19 protein-coding genes and 1 pseudogene are annotated in these 17,338 nt (G+C 42.0%); 13 read left to right on the forward strand and 7 right to left on the reverse strand.

The window, feature by feature from the left end; translation table 11 throughout:
- The first annotated feature begins 143 nt into the window (after nucleotides 1-143).
- Nucleotides 144-407, forward strand: coding sequence for a hypothetical protein (locus QUB13_RS09030; protein ID WP_333380172.1), 264 nt, complete (start codon nucleotides 144-146; stop codon nucleotides 405-407).
- Nucleotides 408-751: 344 nt separating this feature from the next.
- On the opposite strand, the gene QUB13_RS09035 is transcribed toward QUB13_RS09030, so the two are convergent.
- Complete coding sequence (locus tag QUB13_RS09035) at nucleotides 752-1,816, reverse strand: RNA-guided endonuclease InsQ/TnpB family protein (protein WP_333380173.1); 1,065 nt, start codon at nucleotides 1,814-1,816, stop codon at nucleotides 752-754.
- Complete coding sequence (locus tag QUB13_RS09040; RefSeq protein ID WP_333380175.1) at nucleotides 1,777-1,929, reverse strand: helix-turn-helix domain-containing protein; 153 nt, start codon at nucleotides 1,927-1,929, stop codon at nucleotides 1,777-1,779. Before QUB13_RS09040 ends, QUB13_RS09035 begins: the two co-directional genes overlap by 40 nt.
- Nucleotides 1,930-2,064: 135 nt before the next feature.
- On the opposite strand from QUB13_RS09040, the gene QUB13_RS09045 reads away from it, so the two are divergent.
- Both QUB13_RS09045 and QUB13_RS09050 read left to right on the forward strand, forming a co-directional pair.
- The gene (locus QUB13_RS09045; protein ID WP_333380176.1) at nucleotides 2,065-2,700 is read left to right on the forward strand and encodes an adenylate/guanylate cyclase domain-containing protein; all 636 of its coding nucleotides are present in this window, start codon (nucleotides 2,065-2,067) and stop codon (nucleotides 2,698-2,700) included.
- 26 nt (nucleotides 2,701-2,726) lie between these two features.
- Nucleotides 2,727-2,906, forward strand: a complete 180-nt coding sequence (locus QUB13_RS09050; RefSeq protein WP_333380178.1) for a hypothetical protein — start codon at nucleotides 2,727-2,729, stop codon at nucleotides 2,904-2,906.
- A gap of 265 nt (nucleotides 2,907-3,171) precedes the next feature.
- Here QUB13_RS09050 and QUB13_RS09055 read toward each other — a convergent pair whose 3' ends face one another.
- Both QUB13_RS09055 and QUB13_RS09060 read right to left on the reverse strand, forming a co-directional pair.
- The gene (locus QUB13_RS09055; protein ID WP_333380179.1) at nucleotides 3,172-3,618 is read right to left on the reverse strand and encodes a hypothetical protein; all 447 of its coding nucleotides are present in this window, start codon (nucleotides 3,616-3,618) and stop codon (nucleotides 3,172-3,174) included.
- A gap of 98 nt (nucleotides 3,619-3,716) precedes the next feature.
- The gene (locus QUB13_RS09060) at nucleotides 3,717-4,085 is read right to left on the reverse strand and encodes a DEAD/DEAH box helicase family protein (RefSeq protein ID WP_333380181.1); all 369 of its coding nucleotides are present in this window, start codon (nucleotides 4,083-4,085) and stop codon (nucleotides 3,717-3,719) included.
- Nucleotides 4,086-4,206: 121 nt separating this feature from the next.
- Here QUB13_RS09060 and QUB13_RS09065 point away from each other — a divergent pair, with 121 nt between their 5' ends.
- Nucleotides 4,207-4,419, forward strand: a complete 213-nt coding sequence (locus tag QUB13_RS09065; RefSeq protein WP_333380182.1) for a hypothetical protein — start codon at nucleotides 4,207-4,209, stop codon at nucleotides 4,417-4,419.
- A gap of 114 nt (nucleotides 4,420-4,533) precedes the next feature.
- Here QUB13_RS09065 and QUB13_RS09070 read toward each other — a convergent pair whose 3' ends face one another.
- Entirely contained in the window at nucleotides 4,534-5,097 is a 564-nt protein-coding gene (locus QUB13_RS09070; RefSeq protein ID WP_333380184.1) for a thermonuclease family protein, read from the reverse strand.
- Between the two features lie 114 nt (nucleotides 5,098-5,211).
- Nucleotides 5,212-6,481, reverse strand: a pseudogene (locus tag QUB13_RS09075) (RNA-guided endonuclease InsQ/TnpB family protein).
- Nucleotides 6,482-6,910: 429 nt separating this feature from the next.
- Between QUB13_RS09075 and QUB13_RS09080 the strand changes: the two are divergent.
- From QUB13_RS09080 to holA, 7 genes are all read left to right on the forward strand, one after another.
- Nucleotides 6,911-8,146, forward strand: a complete 1,236-nt coding sequence (locus QUB13_RS09080) for a hypothetical protein (RefSeq protein WP_333380185.1) — start codon at nucleotides 6,911-6,913, stop codon at nucleotides 8,144-8,146.
- Nucleotides 8,147-8,360: 214 nt separating this feature from the next.
- Nucleotides 8,361-8,747 carry a hypothetical protein gene (locus QUB13_RS09085; protein WP_333380187.1) on the forward strand — a complete coding sequence of 129 codons (387 nt, stop codon included), beginning with the start codon at nucleotides 8,361-8,363 and terminating at the stop codon, nucleotides 8,745-8,747.
- Nucleotides 8,748-8,833: 86 nt separating this feature from the next.
- The gene (locus QUB13_RS09090) at nucleotides 8,834-9,214 is read left to right on the forward strand and encodes a hypothetical protein (protein ID WP_333380188.1); all 381 of its coding nucleotides are present in this window, start codon (nucleotides 8,834-8,836) and stop codon (nucleotides 9,212-9,214) included.
- Nucleotides 9,215-9,482: 268 nt separating this feature from the next.
- A complete protein-coding gene (locus QUB13_RS09095) occupies nucleotides 9,483-10,910 on the forward strand; it encodes an ATP-dependent DNA helicase (protein WP_333380189.1) in 1,428 nt (475 codons plus the stop codon).
- A 717-nt stretch (nucleotides 10,911-11,627) separates the two neighbouring features.
- Nucleotides 11,628-13,025, forward strand: a complete 1,398-nt coding sequence (gene dnaN, locus QUB13_RS09100) for a DNA polymerase III subunit beta (protein ID WP_333380191.1) — start codon at nucleotides 11,628-11,630, stop codon at nucleotides 13,023-13,025.
- Between the two features lie 247 nt (nucleotides 13,026-13,272).
- The gene (dnaX, locus tag QUB13_RS09105; RefSeq protein WP_333380193.1) at nucleotides 13,273-14,688 is read left to right on the forward strand and encodes a DNA polymerase III subunit gamma/tau; all 1,416 of its coding nucleotides are present in this window, start codon (nucleotides 13,273-13,275) and stop codon (nucleotides 14,686-14,688) included.
- Nucleotides 14,685-15,641: a DNA polymerase III subunit delta gene (gene holA / locus QUB13_RS09110; protein WP_333380195.1), complete on the forward strand. Its 957-nt coding sequence runs from the start codon at nucleotides 14,685-14,687 to the stop codon at nucleotides 15,639-15,641. The genes dnaX and holA overlap by 4 nt, the downstream gene beginning before the upstream one ends.
- A 250-nt stretch (nucleotides 15,642-15,891) precedes the next feature.
- Here the strand turns inward: holA and QUB13_RS09115 are convergent, their stop codons facing one another.
- Complete coding sequence (locus tag QUB13_RS09115; RefSeq protein ID WP_333248940.1) at nucleotides 15,892-16,089, reverse strand: RHS repeat domain-containing protein; 198 nt, start codon at nucleotides 16,087-16,089, stop codon at nucleotides 15,892-15,894.
- Nucleotides 16,090-16,358: 269 nt separating this feature from the next.
- On the opposite strand from QUB13_RS09115, the gene QUB13_RS09120 reads away from it, so the two are divergent.
- Nucleotides 16,359-16,805 carry a DUF6932 family protein gene (locus tag QUB13_RS09120; RefSeq protein ID WP_333380196.1) on the forward strand — a complete coding sequence of 149 codons (447 nt, stop codon included), beginning with the start codon at nucleotides 16,359-16,361 and terminating at the stop codon, nucleotides 16,803-16,805.
- Entirely contained in the window at nucleotides 16,802-17,335 is a 534-nt protein-coding gene (locus QUB13_RS09125) for a helix-turn-helix transcriptional regulator (RefSeq protein ID WP_333380197.1), read from the forward strand. The genes QUB13_RS09120 and QUB13_RS09125 overlap by 4 nt, the downstream gene beginning before the upstream one ends.
- Nucleotides 17,336-17,338: the final 3 nt, after the last annotated feature.

Below are 17,338 nucleotides of genomic sequence, written 5' to 3' on the forward strand. Positions count from 1 at the left end.
CCGTCTAGCCGTAGCACTTTTAGGCTCTGGGTCAGCAAAGGATTTGTCTTGATGAAGATGTAGGGAACTACTAGCCAGAAACCCAAATTTTTTTCAATATTCTAGAATGGAAGAGAAATATATTCAACTCTCAGGAACATTAGATGTCTAATAAAGTACAGTATGACGAAGATTTTGGGTTAGACCTTAATCAGGTAGTAGCTTGGAAGCGTATACCTACCTATTTAGGGCCAGCGGTGCGGGATAGGAAAGATTGGGATTTAGAGCTATACCTCTCTGGTAATACTATTCTTGTAGAAAAAGGTAGTTTAGATGAGGAAGCTTTTAATAACCTTCTTCAAGATTTATCCAACGAGTTTCCGCCTAATTCTTCTAAAGATGGACTTGTTGGAAAAGCATTTGAGTAACTATATCAGCAATTAAATGAAAATGACTGAACCATCCATATGTTGACCTAGCCACGGCACTTCCAAGTCCTAGGCTGGGAAAAAGAGTTATGCTCGCCTAAAACAAGGTTTTGGAGTAAGTGGGAAATTATCTGTGCTCGCCTAAACCCTAGCGGGATTTTTCCGACGGGCTGTTAAGTCTTTGTCGAAGTGAAAACTATCTAGAAGCCCGTTGGAAAACCTCCGCACTGCCGTCCGTAAGGACATCCAAAGTCGTGTGTCACGCGCTTGAAACTATTTAATGACCTTAGCTACATCAGGCTCAGGCTCAGGATATGCTCATATCTTGATCGTTCTTGACATACTCACCGCCCTAAAAGTGCGGTGATTCTTGACACTTCACTGACTGACGCAACCGAAGTCGTCTTACTCTGTCTCTGTGTCCGTTTAGAGTCGTGGCAATGCCCTATCCCGACTTTGTTTATATTTTTTGCAGCGTTCTCATCGCGTTCGTGTTCAGTGCCACAATTCAAACACTGAACCGATCTGATTTTTAAATCCAGTCTTCCCCACTTAAAGCCGCAATCCGAGCAAATTTGACTGGTAGGCTCCCAGCGACTAATTACTCTAAAGTCTCGACCAAATTTCTCAGACTTTGCCTCGCACAAAGTTCGGAATTCTCTCCATCCTTGAAGACTAATAGCTCTAGCAAGTTTGCGGTTTTTGACCATTCCAGACACATTTAAGTCTTCCAAAACGATAGTTTGGTTTTCACTAATAATTTGGGTTGACAGCTTGTGCAAGAAATCTTTACGGGTGTCTGCAATTTGATTGTGCAGTTTGGCTATCTGAATCCGAGTTCTATTTCTGCGTTTCGAGTCTTTAGATTGCCGAGCTAGCTTTTTTTGGAGTTTACGAATTTTCCGATCTAACACTTTATAGTCTGGACTTTTAGCTTTCTCCCCATTACTCATCACAGCAAAAGTTTTAATCCCTAAATCAATTCCGACACTTGGGTTTTTAGCATCAATTTGAACGGGCTTAACTTCTACTACAAAGCTCAAGAAATAGCGATTAGCACAGTCCTTTAGTACAGTTACAGAGCTAGGCTCTGATGGTAACTCCCTAGACCAAATAGGGCTAACATTTCCAATTTTTGCCAGATACACGGACTCACCTTTGATAGAGAAACCTGTTTTAGCAAAAGTTGCAGACTGACTGTTAGTCTTTTTTTTGAATTTGGGTTGACCCACTTTCTTGCCTTTTCTCTTCCCTTTTAGGAAATCAAAATAGTTTTTGTAAGCAACCTCTAACTGTTTGAGGGATTGTTGCAGCGGCACGGACGAAACATCGTTCAACCATGCTCTTTCTTCTGTCTTTTTAGATATAGTTAGAGACTTGGATAGAGTGTTCCAGGATATTTGCCACATCTGCTAACAGCCAAAGCATCGTTCCAAACAACTCTTACACAACCAAACAACTGAGCCAAACTATGGCGTTGTCTATCGGTTGGATAGAATCTGTATTGGAACCTTGCTTTCATTATTTTTAGCTGTTTTACTACTTTAGTATGCCATACTATTTTAACACGGTCGGGAAAATTCAGAAGGAATTAAAGCCGTCCTAGAACGACGGGGTTTTAAACCCATTTCTTTGATAAAACGTACCCTTGGTTAATATGCCGAATAAATCTGATGAGTTTGATGAATTACTGGAAAAACTGAAAAGCTTTCTCCCCAATGATGGAGAGAAAGAAGTTTCTATTTTGTTTGCAAATCTTTACGGAGCTGAGCGCTTAACTGTGCAAATGGAAGTAGAAACTCGCGTCGAGCTGTTTCACCACTATTTTGAAGTGATGGTGGGAACCATTTTCGATCATCAAGGCACAGTAGACAAATACATTGATTCGACGATTATGGCAGTTTTTAATTCACCACTGCCCTTAGAAAACCATGCGCTGATGGCAATTAAAGCGGCATTGGCAATGCGAGAGCGACTACCAGAAATCAACAGTTCCTGGTTCCCAGAAGAGCAACATCCGCTGAGGATAGGAATCGGCATCAATACAGCTCGTGTTTTCTGCGGTAATGTTGGTTCCCCTCAACGAATGGAGTTCACTGTCGTGGGGCATGGGGTCAATGTGGCTAATCATTTGAGTCAACAAACGCAGCAATATGCCTGCGACATTTTGATTGGTCAAAAGACGTATGAAAGTTGTGTGGAGTGCGTTCAAGTGAGAGAAAGAGACTCGACCCAACTGAAACCTGAAGGAAACCCATTCAAGGTTTATGAGTTGATTGGATTGAATGCTTAATTTTTGTCGAGCCAAAATCTTGCTTTATGATTCCAACAACTGATATTGTCCAAAAACTGTGGAACCTGTGCCATGTCGTGCGGGATAACGAAAGTTTTAGATACCTAACCTCACCCTACAACCTACACTTCCCTACCCTGCACCCTGAGCCGATCGCCTTTTTTGACCTAAAATCTCGAAATAACGACTGTGACTTGCCAACTTGAGGTCAAAATTTAAAGAAAGCTCCCTTGGTCAGAGAAGGAAGTAAGGAAAATGGCGCTTAAGTTACTGGAAGGCGATTGCCAGCACTCCAGGCGCTGCTTTAGGAGACGGTAAAAAACTTGTTGGCAGGTTTATGGCTGGTAAACCCAAGATCGTGCCCAGGAGCCGAGCGGCAAAAATTCCCTTAGTGCCGATTGCGGTCAGGAGATGGGGACAAAGTTTCTAGAAGCGCACCATTTTCCAGGTCATTGCATTACGGGGAGTGGTTCACCTGTTGTAACAAATCTTGTAAATATGATTGTGATCGGTAAAATAAGACCAGACGCGCCGCTGTGTTCCGTCGTGGTTGATCTTCCAGTCGAGATCATTCACTCCTGGTGTGTACCAAGGTGACCAACTGCCATTAGACCACTTAATTTTGTAAGCTTGAATCTTACCGCCGAGAATCCTTTGATCAATATTAGTATCCAATCCAAGATACCACCCAGGTCCAGTACCTACAGGTGGATTTGGCTGAGATTCGGTACCAACTTGAGTACACCTCGGCTTCACAGGCTCTGGAGCGGGCGCTACTCGATTTTGGAAAGGACGTGCAGAGACATTGTGACCATTTAACGCCAACACTACCAAAAAAATCTTCGCAATACGACGTTTATTTCCTGTAGATAGCATGAAAGTAAGAACGGAAATTGCAGGAATTCTTTTGAGTTTCATATTTGTTAACCTAAATACCAGCTATCTTACTTGAAAAACTATAATTCTTTATTTAAGTTATTTAAACTTCAACATCCTACCACTACTTTTTCTATTTCTTAAGGAGTAGGGAAACTAATATATAGCAATCCTCGCATCAGTTGCAAAATCGAGCGAGACCAGAATCCTTGTAGTGTAAGCATTTTGCTCGCGTATAATGCAAGTAAATCATTTATAATTGCTATATGTAATGTGGAAATCGACCCTTTCCACTCTTGTCCGAACTTAGCAATTAAATCAAGGCTGTTAGCTTTGCCAAACACGCAAACTTTAATTTCTGAAGGTTTTATCCCAGATTCTTTTAGGGCGCTCGCAGCAAGTCGCAGTGTGGTACTTTTCCCGCTTCCGGCAACTGCATTGCAGCATCCGTGTCCTACTCCATTTCTCACCCAGTCGATAATTTTTTCTTGGTATGATGAAAGCTGCATATTTAAACTTAAGATTAGGCTCTAAACTATTTACAGTATAAACTATCGAACGGAATAATTTGCGTTTTGCTGATTGGTAAAGCGATATAATGAAGCAATATAATCAAAAGAGGAGAACCTGATGCCAGAAAATAAGATTTCCCAATTCATTCAAGCGCTGGCTTTCTTTGAGCTAGAGTTAGAAGATATGACCGGGAAGCCGGGTTATGAAGATAGAAAGGGTAAAGTAATTGCGGTAAGGAAAAAAGGCGATAAGTCACGGATACTGTGCGCTTATTCTAGCTATGACGAACTGTTGGATTGGGCAAAACAACAATTCCGCAACCCCAATTAACGCTTTGGTTGAGGATAATTTCACAGTCGTTTATCACGCTTGGAAAACAGCCACATTTCCTGCCCTGTTCGATCGCTCCCGATAACTTTGGTGTATACCCAACATTGGCGTACATCAGCTCTTGTTCTGCTTCCGATAATCCCAAGGACGCTGACCGCCTCCCGATAGCTGCCACACTCCCCGCTGTTGCGATCGCCCGATATCCTCTGCGGTGTCGAACACATCAGCATTGTGGCAGTTGCCGCTGAATTGCTTGTAGTGATAAGCCATCCCCGCTTTGAGCATTTCCTCCTGCACCGATTGTTCGCCGTTCGGTGTATCGAAGAGCACTTCAGCTACAGTGCGACCGTACTTATCCCGATCCATTTCGATAACGATGACTTTGTTGGCAGCTTTGGCAACCAAAGAACGCAGGTAATCCCTAGATTCGATACCCAGCGGTTGTTTTGCTTCTGGTGCATCAATGCCGCACAGTCGAATCTTTTGTTCGCGACCGTCGCACTTAACGCGAAAGGTATCGCCGTCGTACACTGAGCCATCAACCACTTGGCAGCGGAGGGATGCTGTTTGACTGGGGCGCTTGGCTAGTTTGGGTTTGTCGTTGTCGGGTTGGTGGAAGTGAAACCAAATCAAACCTGCGATGGCTAACAGGGGTAGAGTGTTGATGAACTTATGCATTTATTGATTCCCAAACGCTTTTTCTATTGCAGAATATGCCAATTGTCGGTCAATCCAATTCTGGCAATCTTTAAAGGATTTGGCATCTTTAATCAATAGCTGGCAAAAGTATAGTCATTTATAGACATGGGAGGCTTCAAGTCCCTCCCCCTTCACTTTTACTTTGAGCGGATTAACCCGCCTCGGCTGAACTACGCAGCTCCCTATCAAGAGTGCTGAACGCATTTGGGATTGCTTTTCTGAGGATGTTATACGAAGCGTTGATATCAGAATTGATTAATTGACCAATTGATGTTTTGTACAAACCTCGCTTGATACGCCCCCCTGTAAACACAGGCTCTTTTTCGGTTTTTCCATAAACAGGAATTGGGTCTAAACCTAAAAAACTGGAGCGGGATGTGTAGGATTCTTCCTGCACAATTACTTCGATTCCAACCAGTCGAGCTTTGTATTCTAACATTTCAATTAATCGAGAGTGAGGAATACTAACAAAGTTTTGGTTGGTTTGCGAACCGAGAGCAATTTCAGTTTTCCACTGTGCATTCTTGCCAATTACTAGCGTCCCAATTTGTTTTGTATTTAAAATCGCAACAATCAGGCGACTGGCATGATGCAAGTAATTATCAACTTTTTGATGGCGACAGCGAGTTAAGCGCTGAATCCGGGGTGAAGCTTTGCGGTTTGCCTTTAACTGGGATTGTAATCGTGAAGAGCGTTTGTTATAGAACTGGTTAATTGATTTCAATGGTCGCCCGTTAATCAACAAAGGGATAAATCCTGGTTGATTTGAAGTTAACGCCACTAAATTATCCAGTCCTAAATCAATACTAGCTATATAATTAGCGTTGCTGATGGTGGACTCCGGTTCATCATAAATCACCTCAATTACATAAGAATCGCATTTCGGAACCAACCTAACTTGACAAATTTTGTCAGGGCTGATTTTAGTTTTAATTGAGAGTTCAGTGCCGGAAAGTTTAATTATTCCGCTTCTCAACTGCTTGCTACTAATCGCCTGAATTGTGTAGACGAGAAGGTTTCGCCCTTTAAGTTTATCTTTGTACTTGGGTAATTTTGGGCGACCAGTGAATTTAGAAGAGTCGGTTTTGTAAGCTTTAACAGCTTCAAAAAATGACTTCCAATTCTTATCTAGCACCATCAAAATTTGCTGACTAACTTTGGCGGGTAAAGCCTTATATGATTCATGAGATTTCATCAATCGATTCATCTCGTTGTAACCGACATAACCCCATCCGTAAATAAAGTTCTGACGGATGACATAGTTAGCGGCATTGTACAGATTCTTGGATTTGAAGGCTAGTTGGTCAATTTCGGCGAAACGAGGTTCTGTTGATTTAATGATATGCCTTTCTGCTAGCTGCATCTGAGACTTCCATTTTTTGAGTTGTACTTATTCCTTGTTTGGCGCACTCATAGCAATATGATACCATTGTTGTCTATAATTGCCTACAAACTCAATAAAGTTTTACAATACACCAATTGTCTGACTTGTGACGGGAATGTCTAAGGAAATGTTGTCCTAGGAATTACTCTTGTAGCCAAGCAGTCAAATGGTCAATTGTCTCTATGGCAGCAGCAATTTTTTCGGGAGTAGGTATCTTTGCTCTTGAGTTTTCCATATCGCAATATTAGACAACAGGGGAGGTACTTAGCAAGACTTCAAAAAAATTTAAGCCGAAATAAAGCACAAACTCGTTCGGATTTGATATTAAACCACAAAAAGTTAAGGGATCAAGCGCGAGAAGATATCCCCTAACGGGAGAAGTTGAAAACAATTAGCTTCTCAAAGGTTATGGACTCTAACACGACTTTAATTGGCTTCTCAAATACTTGCTCTAAACCTGACAACGCTCCCCCCAGTGAAGTCAAAGAAGTGGTAGCGGTAATTTTTCCTTTTCTCACTCCGCCTCCTTTCGCTCAACTTCCCTTTAAAGTAGGCGATATCGTCAAATCTGGCAACCATTACGGCACGATAACAGCCCTCCATCAAACCGATAGACCTGTAATAATTACTTGGGATGCTAGTAACAACGAAGATAGTTTTTCCTGGAATTATACCTTAGATGAAATTCGGGTGCTTAAAATATCCCTTGTGCCTCTGTTTATTCCTCAAAAAACTACTGGAGAACTTCCCGCTTGCACAACAATTGTACTAGCTAATTCGCAACAACTACAATTCAGTAACACCACTACTTTCCAAGTAGAATCGCTCACTGAACATCACATTCTCATATTTACTCTTGACCACTATTATCTCTTTCCCATCAACTTGTTCCCTGGCTACCCGACAAGTTGTGCCATAGATGTTTTTACACCCGAACAATTAGAAGCCAGTCGCTTTTTGTCTTTCAATGACCTAAAAATTAGGGCTAAGACCCATTTATTTTTTGAACTCCCCGACAATTTCTTAGAAATTGTCCTACCAATTCAAAAGCACCAAATCAAAGAGAAATTGACTAAACAATTGAGTACAGAAAGTTATCACATTCTTGACTTTGATATTGCTTGGGAAGAAGCCTGGGAATATTGCCTTAAACATTTAGCTAAGAAACATGGATGGAGTGGTTTTCGAGAGGGCGATTGCCTCGAACAACGCCGAAATCAAGTGGAACAAAGGGGAATACTTATTAGTTTGAATATTCAGGCACTACGTCCATTTCAAATTCAATGGGACAGTGGAGAAATTCAAAGCTACAGCTTGACTGAACTCAAAAGTTTAGGCATTACTCATATCCCAACTCTTATTAAATTATCGCCCAATGTTGCTTACCAAGTTAGCGAAGACGGCTCTTACTTTAAAGCTTGGATTGGTTTCCGTACTAAAGCGTTAGCTAAGGCTTGGCTAATAGTTATTAAAAAGCTAGTTGGTCGCCTTAGCTACCTAATTGATTGCCAAATTCCAGAACTTCAACATACAGGTTCTAAATACGAGTATGTTGTAGAAACTCCCCGACATAAAACTTTAAAGAAGCGCTTAGAAGCTCTGCGAAAAGTGGCTGAACTTGATTTAGAAAAGATGCCAAAATGATGGGAATTGGGAAGAAAATTGGCTATTCTGTAACCAATGTAAATGCGATTAAAAACTCTGTTACAAATCCGGAAGATAAATCGCCTAGCGGCGAAGAATGTTGATTTTTTCTACTTATAAATACCAACAATAAGGAGCAATTCGAGAAAATCAGGGTTTACTACACCACTTCAATTAAAAGTGCTGACGAGCTAAAAGTTAGAAGATGAACAAGATGAAAGAAATCAATATTTGGTCTGGATGCAGCATCGGAATTGGGGCAGCATTAACTAATCCCACAGAGTTAGCTTTTAGAAAAGGAAACCTCAAGAATCACTACCCAGTTGAGTTCAATGGCAAGGTTTTCCGTGATGCTGAAGCTGCTTATCAAAATCACAAATTTGGACATTTGCAACAAGATATGACAATAATGACAGAAATTCTTGTTGCGAAACTTCAACAACATCCACGATTATTAAAAACAATCGCAAAATATGGTGGAGTTGCTTGGCTTGAACAATGCAATCACATTGTTGGTGTGCGCGGCTCTCGTTGGGAAGGTCAAGGCAGAAAAAGCAATTTCATTCAATGCTTGATTTCAGCTTATATCTTGGTGTGTTAGTAAGAAGCAATTGCATTTTTCACAAAGACTCAAGGAGTAATCTTTGAGTCTTTTACTGGCTATCCAAAAATTTGAGGAATTTTACCATGAACAAAATAGTAATGATTTCTGGCAGTCGTTCCATCCAGGAATTGCCATCAGAGGCTCATACATCTCTCAATCGCATCATTGAACTAGGGTTTGAAGTCACAGTCGGTGATGCGCCTGGAGTTGATAGCTTAGTTCAGCAATACTTGCGGTCTAAGAACTACGAGAAAGTTTTGGTTTACTATGCCTTGTTTAGCGGCAATGGCAAACCCAGAAATACTTCTGGTTATCCAGTTGTTGGTATTAGCGGAAACTATAGCGCTCGCGACATCGAAATGTGTTCGCATTGTGACTACGGATTAGCCATTTGGGATGGACATAGCATTGGCACAGCAGTGAATATCAAACGAGTTAAAAAGACCAAAGTTGTGATTGTTTAACAACTAACAACAGCAGCAAAATCAGCTCAGAATTATCATAAAATTCAGAGCTGATTTTTAATTAAACAATATTTCGTACAACTTTTGTTGTTAATGACATAATCAGAGTTTTAGGTAAGTTCCACTCAGGAAAAATTAACCATTCTAGCCATTTTTCCTGAAAATAGGAACTATTGTTATAAGTCAATTTTGATTTGAATGTTCCTCCATACTCCCCCTCAAGCTAGCGCTTATTAGGATGCGATCGAATTAGCATTACTGTACACTAATGATTCAAACTTTACTAGAACGACCGCAGGAATTTAAACAATTTCCCTTCACACTCAAACCGCAACAGCAGCAAGCCCTCGACAAATTGAGAACCTTTCTAACCACTACCGAGTCATTCTTCTTGCTGTGCGGCTACGCAGGAACTGGAAAATCCACAATAGTCTTCCAAATTATCCAAGAACTCTTGAGTCAAAGCAAACGCATTGCCCTGACAGCACCTACGAACAAAGCAGTCGGCATCCTCAGAAAAATGGCAGCGTCTCAAGGCATTTTCGGAGTAGATTTTCTGACGATACATCAACTTTTAGGATTGGGCCTGGTCAGAAAAGAACAAGAAAAAGCCTTGTCACAGACAAGTTCCAGCAGCCTTCACCTCTACGATATCATCTTCCTCGACGAATGTTCGATGGTTGGAAGCGAATTGTGGAAATGGATAGAACGCAATTTTGAACGCACATTCTTCAATCACCGCAAGCTAATTTTAATGGGCGACCCCGCTCAACTCAATCCTGTAGGAGAAAAAAAGTCGCCTGCTTTTAGCATTACCAATAAAGCTGTACTAACCCAAGTTGTCAGGCAAGCAGGGGAAAGCCCAGTGCTCGATTTCATAACAGAATGCCGCTCTTTTGTCAATAGCAAAAGCGACATATTTTTGCCGCATTCTAAATACAAAAAAGGAGACAAGTCAAACGGTGCATTCAAAGTCAAATCAGAAACGCTGCTGCAATATGCCGTCAAAACGATCGATCGAGAATTTGGTCAAAATCCCGATTGCTTCAGAATTATGTGCTGGACTAACAAACGAGTCAAATACTACAATCAGCTTATCAGAGAACAAGTCTACGGTCAAGCTGCACCCAGATTTGTACCGGGAGAAAGGCTAATTACCAAAAAACCCGTCATGGCACCCGACGGCAAAACCGTAATTTTGCCGACTTCAACAGAATTTACCGTCAAGGAAGTTGAGATTAACCAGCACGGAGGCTATCGAGTTTGGCTGCTAAAAATTGTGACTGATGACGGTTTATTTCGGCAAATCTTTGTCCTGCACGAGTCCGAAAATAAGCGCTACCAGGCTGAACTTAAAGAAAAGCTCAAAAGTGCCAAACGCAATGGATTTCTTTGGAGAAAATACTACTGGTTCAAAGATGACTTGTTTGCTGAAATTGACAATTGCTTTGCTCTGACAATTCACAATTCGCAAGGCAGCACTTTTGATGAAGTTGGCATTGACGGAAGCGACCTTTTCAGTAGATTGTTAATCGGCAAAGATTTGAGCAGTCAACAGAAACTTAAAGAGTACCATCGACTTTATTATGTCGGTGCAAGTCGCTGCCGATATCGGATATTATTTGTTGCCCCAAATGACTCGTACTCAAATAATAAACTTCTCAAGTACAATGTAAACTTCTCAACCAAGAGGTAAAGTCCTCAACTCTAGCAAAAGGAAGAAGGAAGAAGGAAGAAGCAGTAATAGCAATGGTTTCAGCTATTAACAATGTGATGCACGCTCGCCCTTCGATGTAGTTTATCCTGAGCGTAGTCGAAGAACTCAGGATAAACTCCGTCGAAGTGTCCTAACCGTCTTGGCGATTGCTATAACAGGTAAAGTCCTCAACTAACAGGCACATACTTTTGTAGAAAACAGTCGGTAACAATCAACTTTCTGAAAGCTTCTCCATCGGGATTTACAAAATAAAAAGAAATAGACCTGGAAAGGCAAGGGGAAGCAGAAGCAGAAGGTAAATATGAAGAAATAACTTTAGTTTTGGGTTGATAATAACGCTCAAAAAATTAATATTTATCTCGATACTCACCGATTTTGATACAAAACGTCCATGCTTCAATTCTATGCTTTTAAGCCTGGGTTCTTTCCCTTGTCCTTGTCCTTGTCCTTATCCTTATGCTTATCCTTCTCCTTGTCCTTCTCTTTCTCCTTGTCCTTCTTTTTCTCTTTCTCTTTGTCCTTTCTCAGCCAGCGTAACAAATGCTGCTACCGCAGCGGCCAATCGCACCCTTGACACCAGACAGACTAATTATGGTAAAATCTCGACTCACAAGAACATCTCATAAAGAGGAAGTATTGGAGAGAGCAGTTAAGAAAAAACCCTCGACTGCAACAACCAATAAGTCTGCAAAAACTGTGAAGAAATCAGTCAAACCAACAACTGAAACTTCCTCCGTTTGCGAACCCTCAACAATCTCTCCACAAAAAGTAGAAGCCTCGCAAACTTGCACAAATTTTGCAGCACTTCCAGCCGTCGATGCTCCTTCTCTAGAAACCTTGTCAAATGAGGCTATATTGCCTTCCCCTTCCCATCTCCCATCAGCTATTGAAGTTGTCTGCGACTCAAGAGAATTCAACGATTATGTGCAATCTCTGAAAGGCATCATTCCCAGCAATAGCAGCCATCCTATTTTGTGCAATATTTTGATTGAAGCTGATGCTGAAACTCAACATTTGCATCTAACTGCTTACAACTTAGAATTTGGAATGCAAGTGAGCTTTGATGCCAATGTCAATCAATCTGGAAAGCTTACCCTCCCCGCACCCATACTTGCTGACATTCTGGGAAAATTTCCTAACGGTAGCCTCACCTTAAAAAGTTCTTCTGAAATTATTAAAGGAAGCGACGTTCCATCAGTCAGTGCTACTCTGAGTGCGTCAAGGAGCAAACACGCCATTCGCGGGCTAACTGCGGACGAATTTCCGGCTATCCCCAGCGTTCAACACAAACTTGTAACGCTTCCTGCTAGCGTGTTAATTGCTGTCCTCAAAGCTAGCTTATTTGCTGTTAGTTCTGAGGAAAACAAACGCATTTTAACTGGAGGTAATTTTCAACTCAGTCGCGACGCAGACAGAGGACTCGATCAACTGCGAGTTTGGACGACGGATGGGCATCGGGTAGCAATGGTTTTAGGATTGAACGAAAGCAGCAACTCCCATCTTTTGAGCAGTCAAATAGTTGATTTCACTGTTTCTGCTAAGGTACTTCGGTTATTGGAACGTTCTTTGAATTCCACTGACAAAGTTACGATTTACTATGAAGGTTTGCCGGATAAACCTAGTAGTTTTGTTGCATTCGAGTGGAAAAGTTGGCGGTTAACAGCGAAATTGCTTGAAGGGCAATATCCGGTTTGCGACCAAATTATCGCTCCCTATCGGCCTGAATTTAGCCATCAAGTGGTGGTTGAGAGGTTGAGCTTTTTAAAAGCCTTAGAGAGGTTAGCTTCTCACAGCGACAAGTCTCACCTAACAGCTATTTTAGAATTCGATTTAGATGCCCAACAAGTGCGAGCATCACTCAACAATACTCTCAGTTCAGGAACTGAAATAGTTGATGCCAAACTATGGGGATGTGAGTTTCGTCTCAAGTGCGATATCCGCTATTTGATTGATACAGCCAAAGCGATTTCCAGCTCTGATTTGCGGGTGTTAATGGCAACTCCTACCGCTCCCCTACTGATTGCACCGTTTGGAACGCCTGCGTCAGGTACAGAGGCTTTAGAGTGCGAATATATTGTCGCTCCGCAAGAATAGTTGAAAGGTGGGAGTGGGATCTAAATTTGATGCCCTCTCCTGCCCAATTTTTGAGCATATTACTGTATCAAACAGGATTCCTAAAACCGCAAGTAAGCGAGGTGTAAATTGCCCGATTATTGCGAGAATTTGGCATCTGATTCCAGATTTCAATTGCTTAGAGTTTATGCGTAAGTTCTCTGAGCTTAATTTCAGGCACGGCTCCCCTATCGGGGAATAGTTAGCAGAAGCATTCTAACAACTCAAAATGTACCAACCACTGCACCTCAAATACCGACCAAAAAATCTGCAAGAATTAGTGGGTCAAGATACCATCAAAACAACCTTGACCAATGCCATCACCTCCGACAAAATTGCTCAAGCTTACCTGTTTACCGGGCCCAGAGGAACAGGTAAAACCTCAACCGCTCGCATCCTTGCTAAATCCCTCAATTGTTTGAATAGCAAAAAGTCAACCGCCACTCCTTGCGGAGAATGTTCAAGCTGCAAAACTATTGACTCCTGTTCAAGCTTAGACGTAACTGAAATCGATGCTGCCTCTCACAATGGCGTGGATGATGCCAGAGAATTAATACAACACAGCAACTTTGCGCCAGCGATGAGCCCTTACCGCATCTGGATTTTAGATGAGTGCCACCAACTCAGTACCAGCGCTCAAAATGCTCTCCTCAAATGCCTTGAAGAACCTCCGGCTCATGTGGTGTTTATTCTCTGTACGACTGAAGCACATAAAGTTCTGCCGACAATTATCTCCCGCTGCCAAACTTTTAACTTCCGAGCCTTGTCAGTTGATGCTATTGTTGGACAATTGCACAAAATTAGCTCTGCTGAATCTATTGCGATCGCAAGTTCGGCCATGCGGGCGATCGCTCGCACCTGTGACGGGGGGTTAAGAGATGCCCTGCAATTACTTTCTCAGCTTTCACTGCTAAACTCAGAGATTACCCTAACTCAAGTTGCAGAAGTATCTGGCAGTATCAGCGAGCAAGACTCGATCGCCCTTCTCAAAGCCATTCATTCTGGCGATACCTTGAGCGTACTGCAATCTGCCAGAACGCTCATTGACAGTGGCAAAACCCCCAAACTCATTCTCAGTAGCTTGCTAGCAGCAATGAGAGATTTGCTCATTGTCAAATCAACGCGGCACTGCCAGAATTTAATTGCAGGGCCAGTAGGCTACTCACAACTGCGATCGATCGCTCTTCATCTTGATTTTGAAACAATTGATGCCGCTTGTACACAATTGCAAAAATCAGAATTTCAATTGAGAACTAGCACCAATGCTGCTACCTGGTTAGAAGTCTGCCTGCTGAACTTGATGCTGTCAAGCAAACCTGCGGCCAAGGAAATGCAATTGTCGGCAACTTCCCAATCTGATCGACCTGACAAATTTGATAAAACTCCTCAAAAAATAGAGGCAGATTCTCCTGACTTTGAGACAACTTGGGCGCAAGTAGTAGCAGCAGCGAAACCCAGCAATCGCAGCCTATTAAACCGCGCTCAAATTGCCGAACTTTCGGCTGATTCATGCGTGTTAGCAGTAGAAAGAAAATACGCGAACAAGTTTCAGACTCACCTTGAATCCGTGCAGCGGATCGTTACTAAAGCTTTAGGCCGCTCTATTACTGTCACTGTCAAACAACAGGAGGAGTTAGCAGCATGATTAGCATCCTAATTGGGAATGACACCTACGCAATTGAACGAGAAGTTGAAAAGTTTAAGACTCAAACTCGTCCTCTATGGCGAGATTTCAACATCCACCGCTTCGATGCTTCTTCCCTGGATGCAGCCCTCTCTGCTGCTGCTTCAGTTCCTTTCGGCGGTGGAAGCAAACTTATTGTCGTTGAAAATTGCGATTTCAAGCAATTTGGAGAAACGGGGCTAGAATTGCTGCAAATCTTGCCCCAATTACCCGCCACAACGCACTTAGTCTTCACTGCTGCTGTTATTGACAAGCGACTCAAGGTAGTCAAGTATTTGTTGCAGTTTGGTAAACTTAAGGAGTTTACTCTCATTCCTCCTTGGCGTACTGATTTGATTGAAAGTGCGATCGCTGCTACTGCTAAACAGATGAATCTCTCAATTGCCAGAGATGCTGTCAGTTATCTAGCGGTAGCGATTGGCAACGATTCTGCTAGAAGAGTCAGTGAACTAGAGAAATTAGCCATTTATGCAGCAGGCGCTCGCATTACGAAAGAAGCTGCTAAAATCCTCGTTCCAGCTACCACCGCCAACTGTTTTCAACTTGCCGAAGCTCTTTTAAAAGGTCAAGCAGTGGCGGCAATTAAGGTGCTTGATGAATTGCTATCTCGGGCAGAGTTTCCTTTAGCAATTCTTGCCACTCTCCAAACTCAGTTTAAAACTTGGCTGTGGGTAAAAGCTACTATCAATTCCGACCAACAACGTTCTGATAGCGAAATTGCTAGTATGTGCGGAATTAGTAACCCCAAACGGCTGTATTTTCTTAAGCAGGAGGTTAAGGAAGTATCTGCGAACTTCTTAAGTCGATCGCTCTCCATTTTGTTTGATTTAGAAATCGCTCTCAAAACAGGAGATAAGCCTGACTCGATGTTGCCTGCTTTGCTCAGAATTAGTCAACTCACTCACCTTAAATAACAGGAAAGGCTGCCGATTTAAGTCGGTAGCCTTTCATTAACGGTCTTGTTAAAAAAGCTGTTATTTCATTACTTATCAAAGTTTTTTTAACATTTTTGGCATCATATAATGTACAATAAGTCCAGATTTGTTGCCAAATTTTACTGGAACTAAAGTCTAAGAGAGTCGCTTACATCGAGCGGACTAAATAAAGTTTTGCTCGCTTTCCGCTTACCATATTTTTTCTGTAAGGTAATTTCGTCAATGCGAGTTACAACCGACCCAGCAGGTGGAGTTGTATTGTTGGCCCAGATGCTTGGTGCAAGTCGTAGCTGTATGATGTGACGTTGCCAAATACATCTGTCATCGATTTGACCTGTTCCAAGGCATCATAAACTACTGATTGACTGTTACCTGGGGAGGTTCTGATAGCGACGATTAGGCCCTCCGAATCCTCGTCGTATTCCATCGTTTAGGTGTGAGTTTGACCGTTGAGTCTAAATGTAGTTGTGGCGACTTCTATTTGACCGTATTGAGTAGGAATATTCGGAACATTCGGTGTCGAATTAGACCTGAAAGTTAACTCAAAACCCTGCATCGCACCAGTCGCTTCTGTTACAACTTATTAATTATCACTCATAGCGATGGCTTTTTGCCTGCATATTCAGGTATGCTGAGGAAATCAATAGCTATAAAAACCGACAATAAACTTGTGTTAAAATGTAAAGGTGTGAGGGCATGATTCCCGAATTTGATGAGAACGGCAACTTGCCACCAGGAGTGTATTGGGCCGAATGGGAAGAATTCAAAGATCGCTTTGGAATCACACCACTTCGCACTCGCATGATAGATGGATTGCAAATGGCAATGGAGCAGCTAAAGACAGCAGGATGCAGAACAATTTACATCAATGGTAGTTTTATTACTAGCAAACTAGCTCCTCAAGATTTTGATGCTTGTTGGGATAGAGAAGAGGTTGATATGAATTATCTGAAAACTCATGCTCCTCGACTGAGAAATTATGCAGATAGAGCCGCACAGAAAGCTCTTTATCGCGGTGAAATCTTTCCGTCCGACCAGCCAGTCGGTAGTTACGATCTAACTTCCTATGAATTATTTCAACGGGACAGAGAGCTGCATCCTAAAGGAATTATTGCTATAGATTTAGTAAGGTGGTCGCCATGATTAGAAATAAAAAGCAATATGAGTATACCCAAGAGTTAGCGAAAAGATGTGAATCTACGCTAGCCCAGTATGACGCCCAAGATGAAGATGTGAAAAAGAACGATCCTTGGTGGTTAGTGATGCGTGAATCTATCCAAAGTCATCTGGATACTTTTAGGGCAGAAATAGCTGAGTATGAAAGATTGGTGGGGTGCGATCGCACTCAAGACCTCAAAATAGAAGTAGATTCGATTTTAGAGCTACCAAAAGTCTTAATTAAAGCTCGAATTGCTGCGAAAATGACTCAAAAAGAACTTGCGGATAGACTGGGGCTGGAAGAAAATCGAATTAAGCAATACGAAGACTCAGATTATCAATGTGCGAGTTGGGTGGAAATTATCGATATTACTGAAGCTTTAGCGGTTGAGCTGAAAACAGCTAGTTTTGTGGTGGATTTTCAGGAGATGGAAGGGAGGAAAAGTTCTCTGGCTGAGTTTGTAGAACGACAGCGAAAGCAGTTAGAATTTAAAGCTCAGAGAGCCGAAAAATAGTCA

It is taken from the genome of Microcoleus sp. B4-D4 (genome assembly GCF_036705185.1).
In the GTDB taxonomy this organism is placed as follows: Bacteria; Cyanobacteriota; Cyanobacteriia; order Cyanobacteriales; family Microcoleaceae; genus Microcoleus.

Coding starts and splice junctions, on each gene's coding strand:
- QUB13_RS09030 (WP_333380172.1), top strand. CDS start 144: ATGTCTAATAAAGTACAGTATGACGAAGATTTTGGGTTAGACCTTAAT.
- QUB13_RS09035 (WP_333380173.1), bottom strand. CDS start 1,816: ATGTGGCAAATATCCTGGAACACTCTATCCAAGTCTCTAACTATATCT.
- QUB13_RS09040 (WP_333380175.1), bottom strand. CDS start 1,929: ATGAAAGCAAGGTTCCAATACAGATTCTATCCAACCGATAGACAACGC.
- QUB13_RS09045 (WP_333380176.1), top strand. CDS start 2,065: ATGCCGAATAAATCTGATGAGTTTGATGAATTACTGGAAAAACTGAAA.
- QUB13_RS09050 (WP_333380178.1), top strand. CDS start 2,727: ATGATTCCAACAACTGATATTGTCCAAAAACTGTGGAACCTGTGCCAT.
- QUB13_RS09055 (WP_333380179.1), bottom strand. CDS start 3,618: ATGAAACTCAAAAGAATTCCTGCAATTTCCGTTCTTACTTTCATGCTA.
- QUB13_RS09060 (WP_333380181.1), bottom strand. CDS start 4,085: ATGCAGCTTTCATCATACCAAGAAAAAATTATCGACTGGGTGAGAAAT.
- QUB13_RS09065 (WP_333380182.1), top strand. CDS start 4,207: ATGCCAGAAAATAAGATTTCCCAATTCATTCAAGCGCTGGCTTTCTTT.
- QUB13_RS09070 (WP_333380184.1), bottom strand. CDS start 5,097: ATGCATAAGTTCATCAACACTCTACCCCTGTTAGCCATCGCAGGTTTG.
- QUB13_RS09080 (WP_333380185.1), top strand. CDS start 6,911: ATGGACTCTAACACGACTTTAATTGGCTTCTCAAATACTTGCTCTAAA.
- QUB13_RS09085 (WP_333380187.1), top strand. CDS start 8,361: ATGAAAGAAATCAATATTTGGTCTGGATGCAGCATCGGAATTGGGGCA.
- QUB13_RS09090 (WP_333380188.1), top strand. CDS start 8,834: ATGAACAAAATAGTAATGATTTCTGGCAGTCGTTCCATCCAGGAATTG.
- QUB13_RS09095 (WP_333380189.1), top strand. CDS start 9,483: ATGATTCAAACTTTACTAGAACGACCGCAGGAATTTAAACAATTTCCC.
- dnaX (WP_333380193.1), top strand. CDS start 13,273: ATGTACCAACCACTGCACCTCAAATACCGACCAAAAAATCTGCAAGAA.
- holA (WP_333380195.1), top strand. CDS start 14,685: ATGATTAGCATCCTAATTGGGAATGACACCTACGCAATTGAACGAGAA.
- QUB13_RS09115 (WP_333248940.1), bottom strand. CDS start 16,089: ATGGAATACGACGAGGATTCGGAGGGCCTAATCGTCGCTATCAGAACC.
- QUB13_RS09120 (WP_333380196.1), top strand. CDS start 16,359: ATGATTCCCGAATTTGATGAGAACGGCAACTTGCCACCAGGAGTGTAT.
- QUB13_RS09125 (WP_333380197.1), top strand. CDS start 16,802: ATGATTAGAAATAAAAAGCAATATGAGTATACCCAAGAGTTAGCGAAA.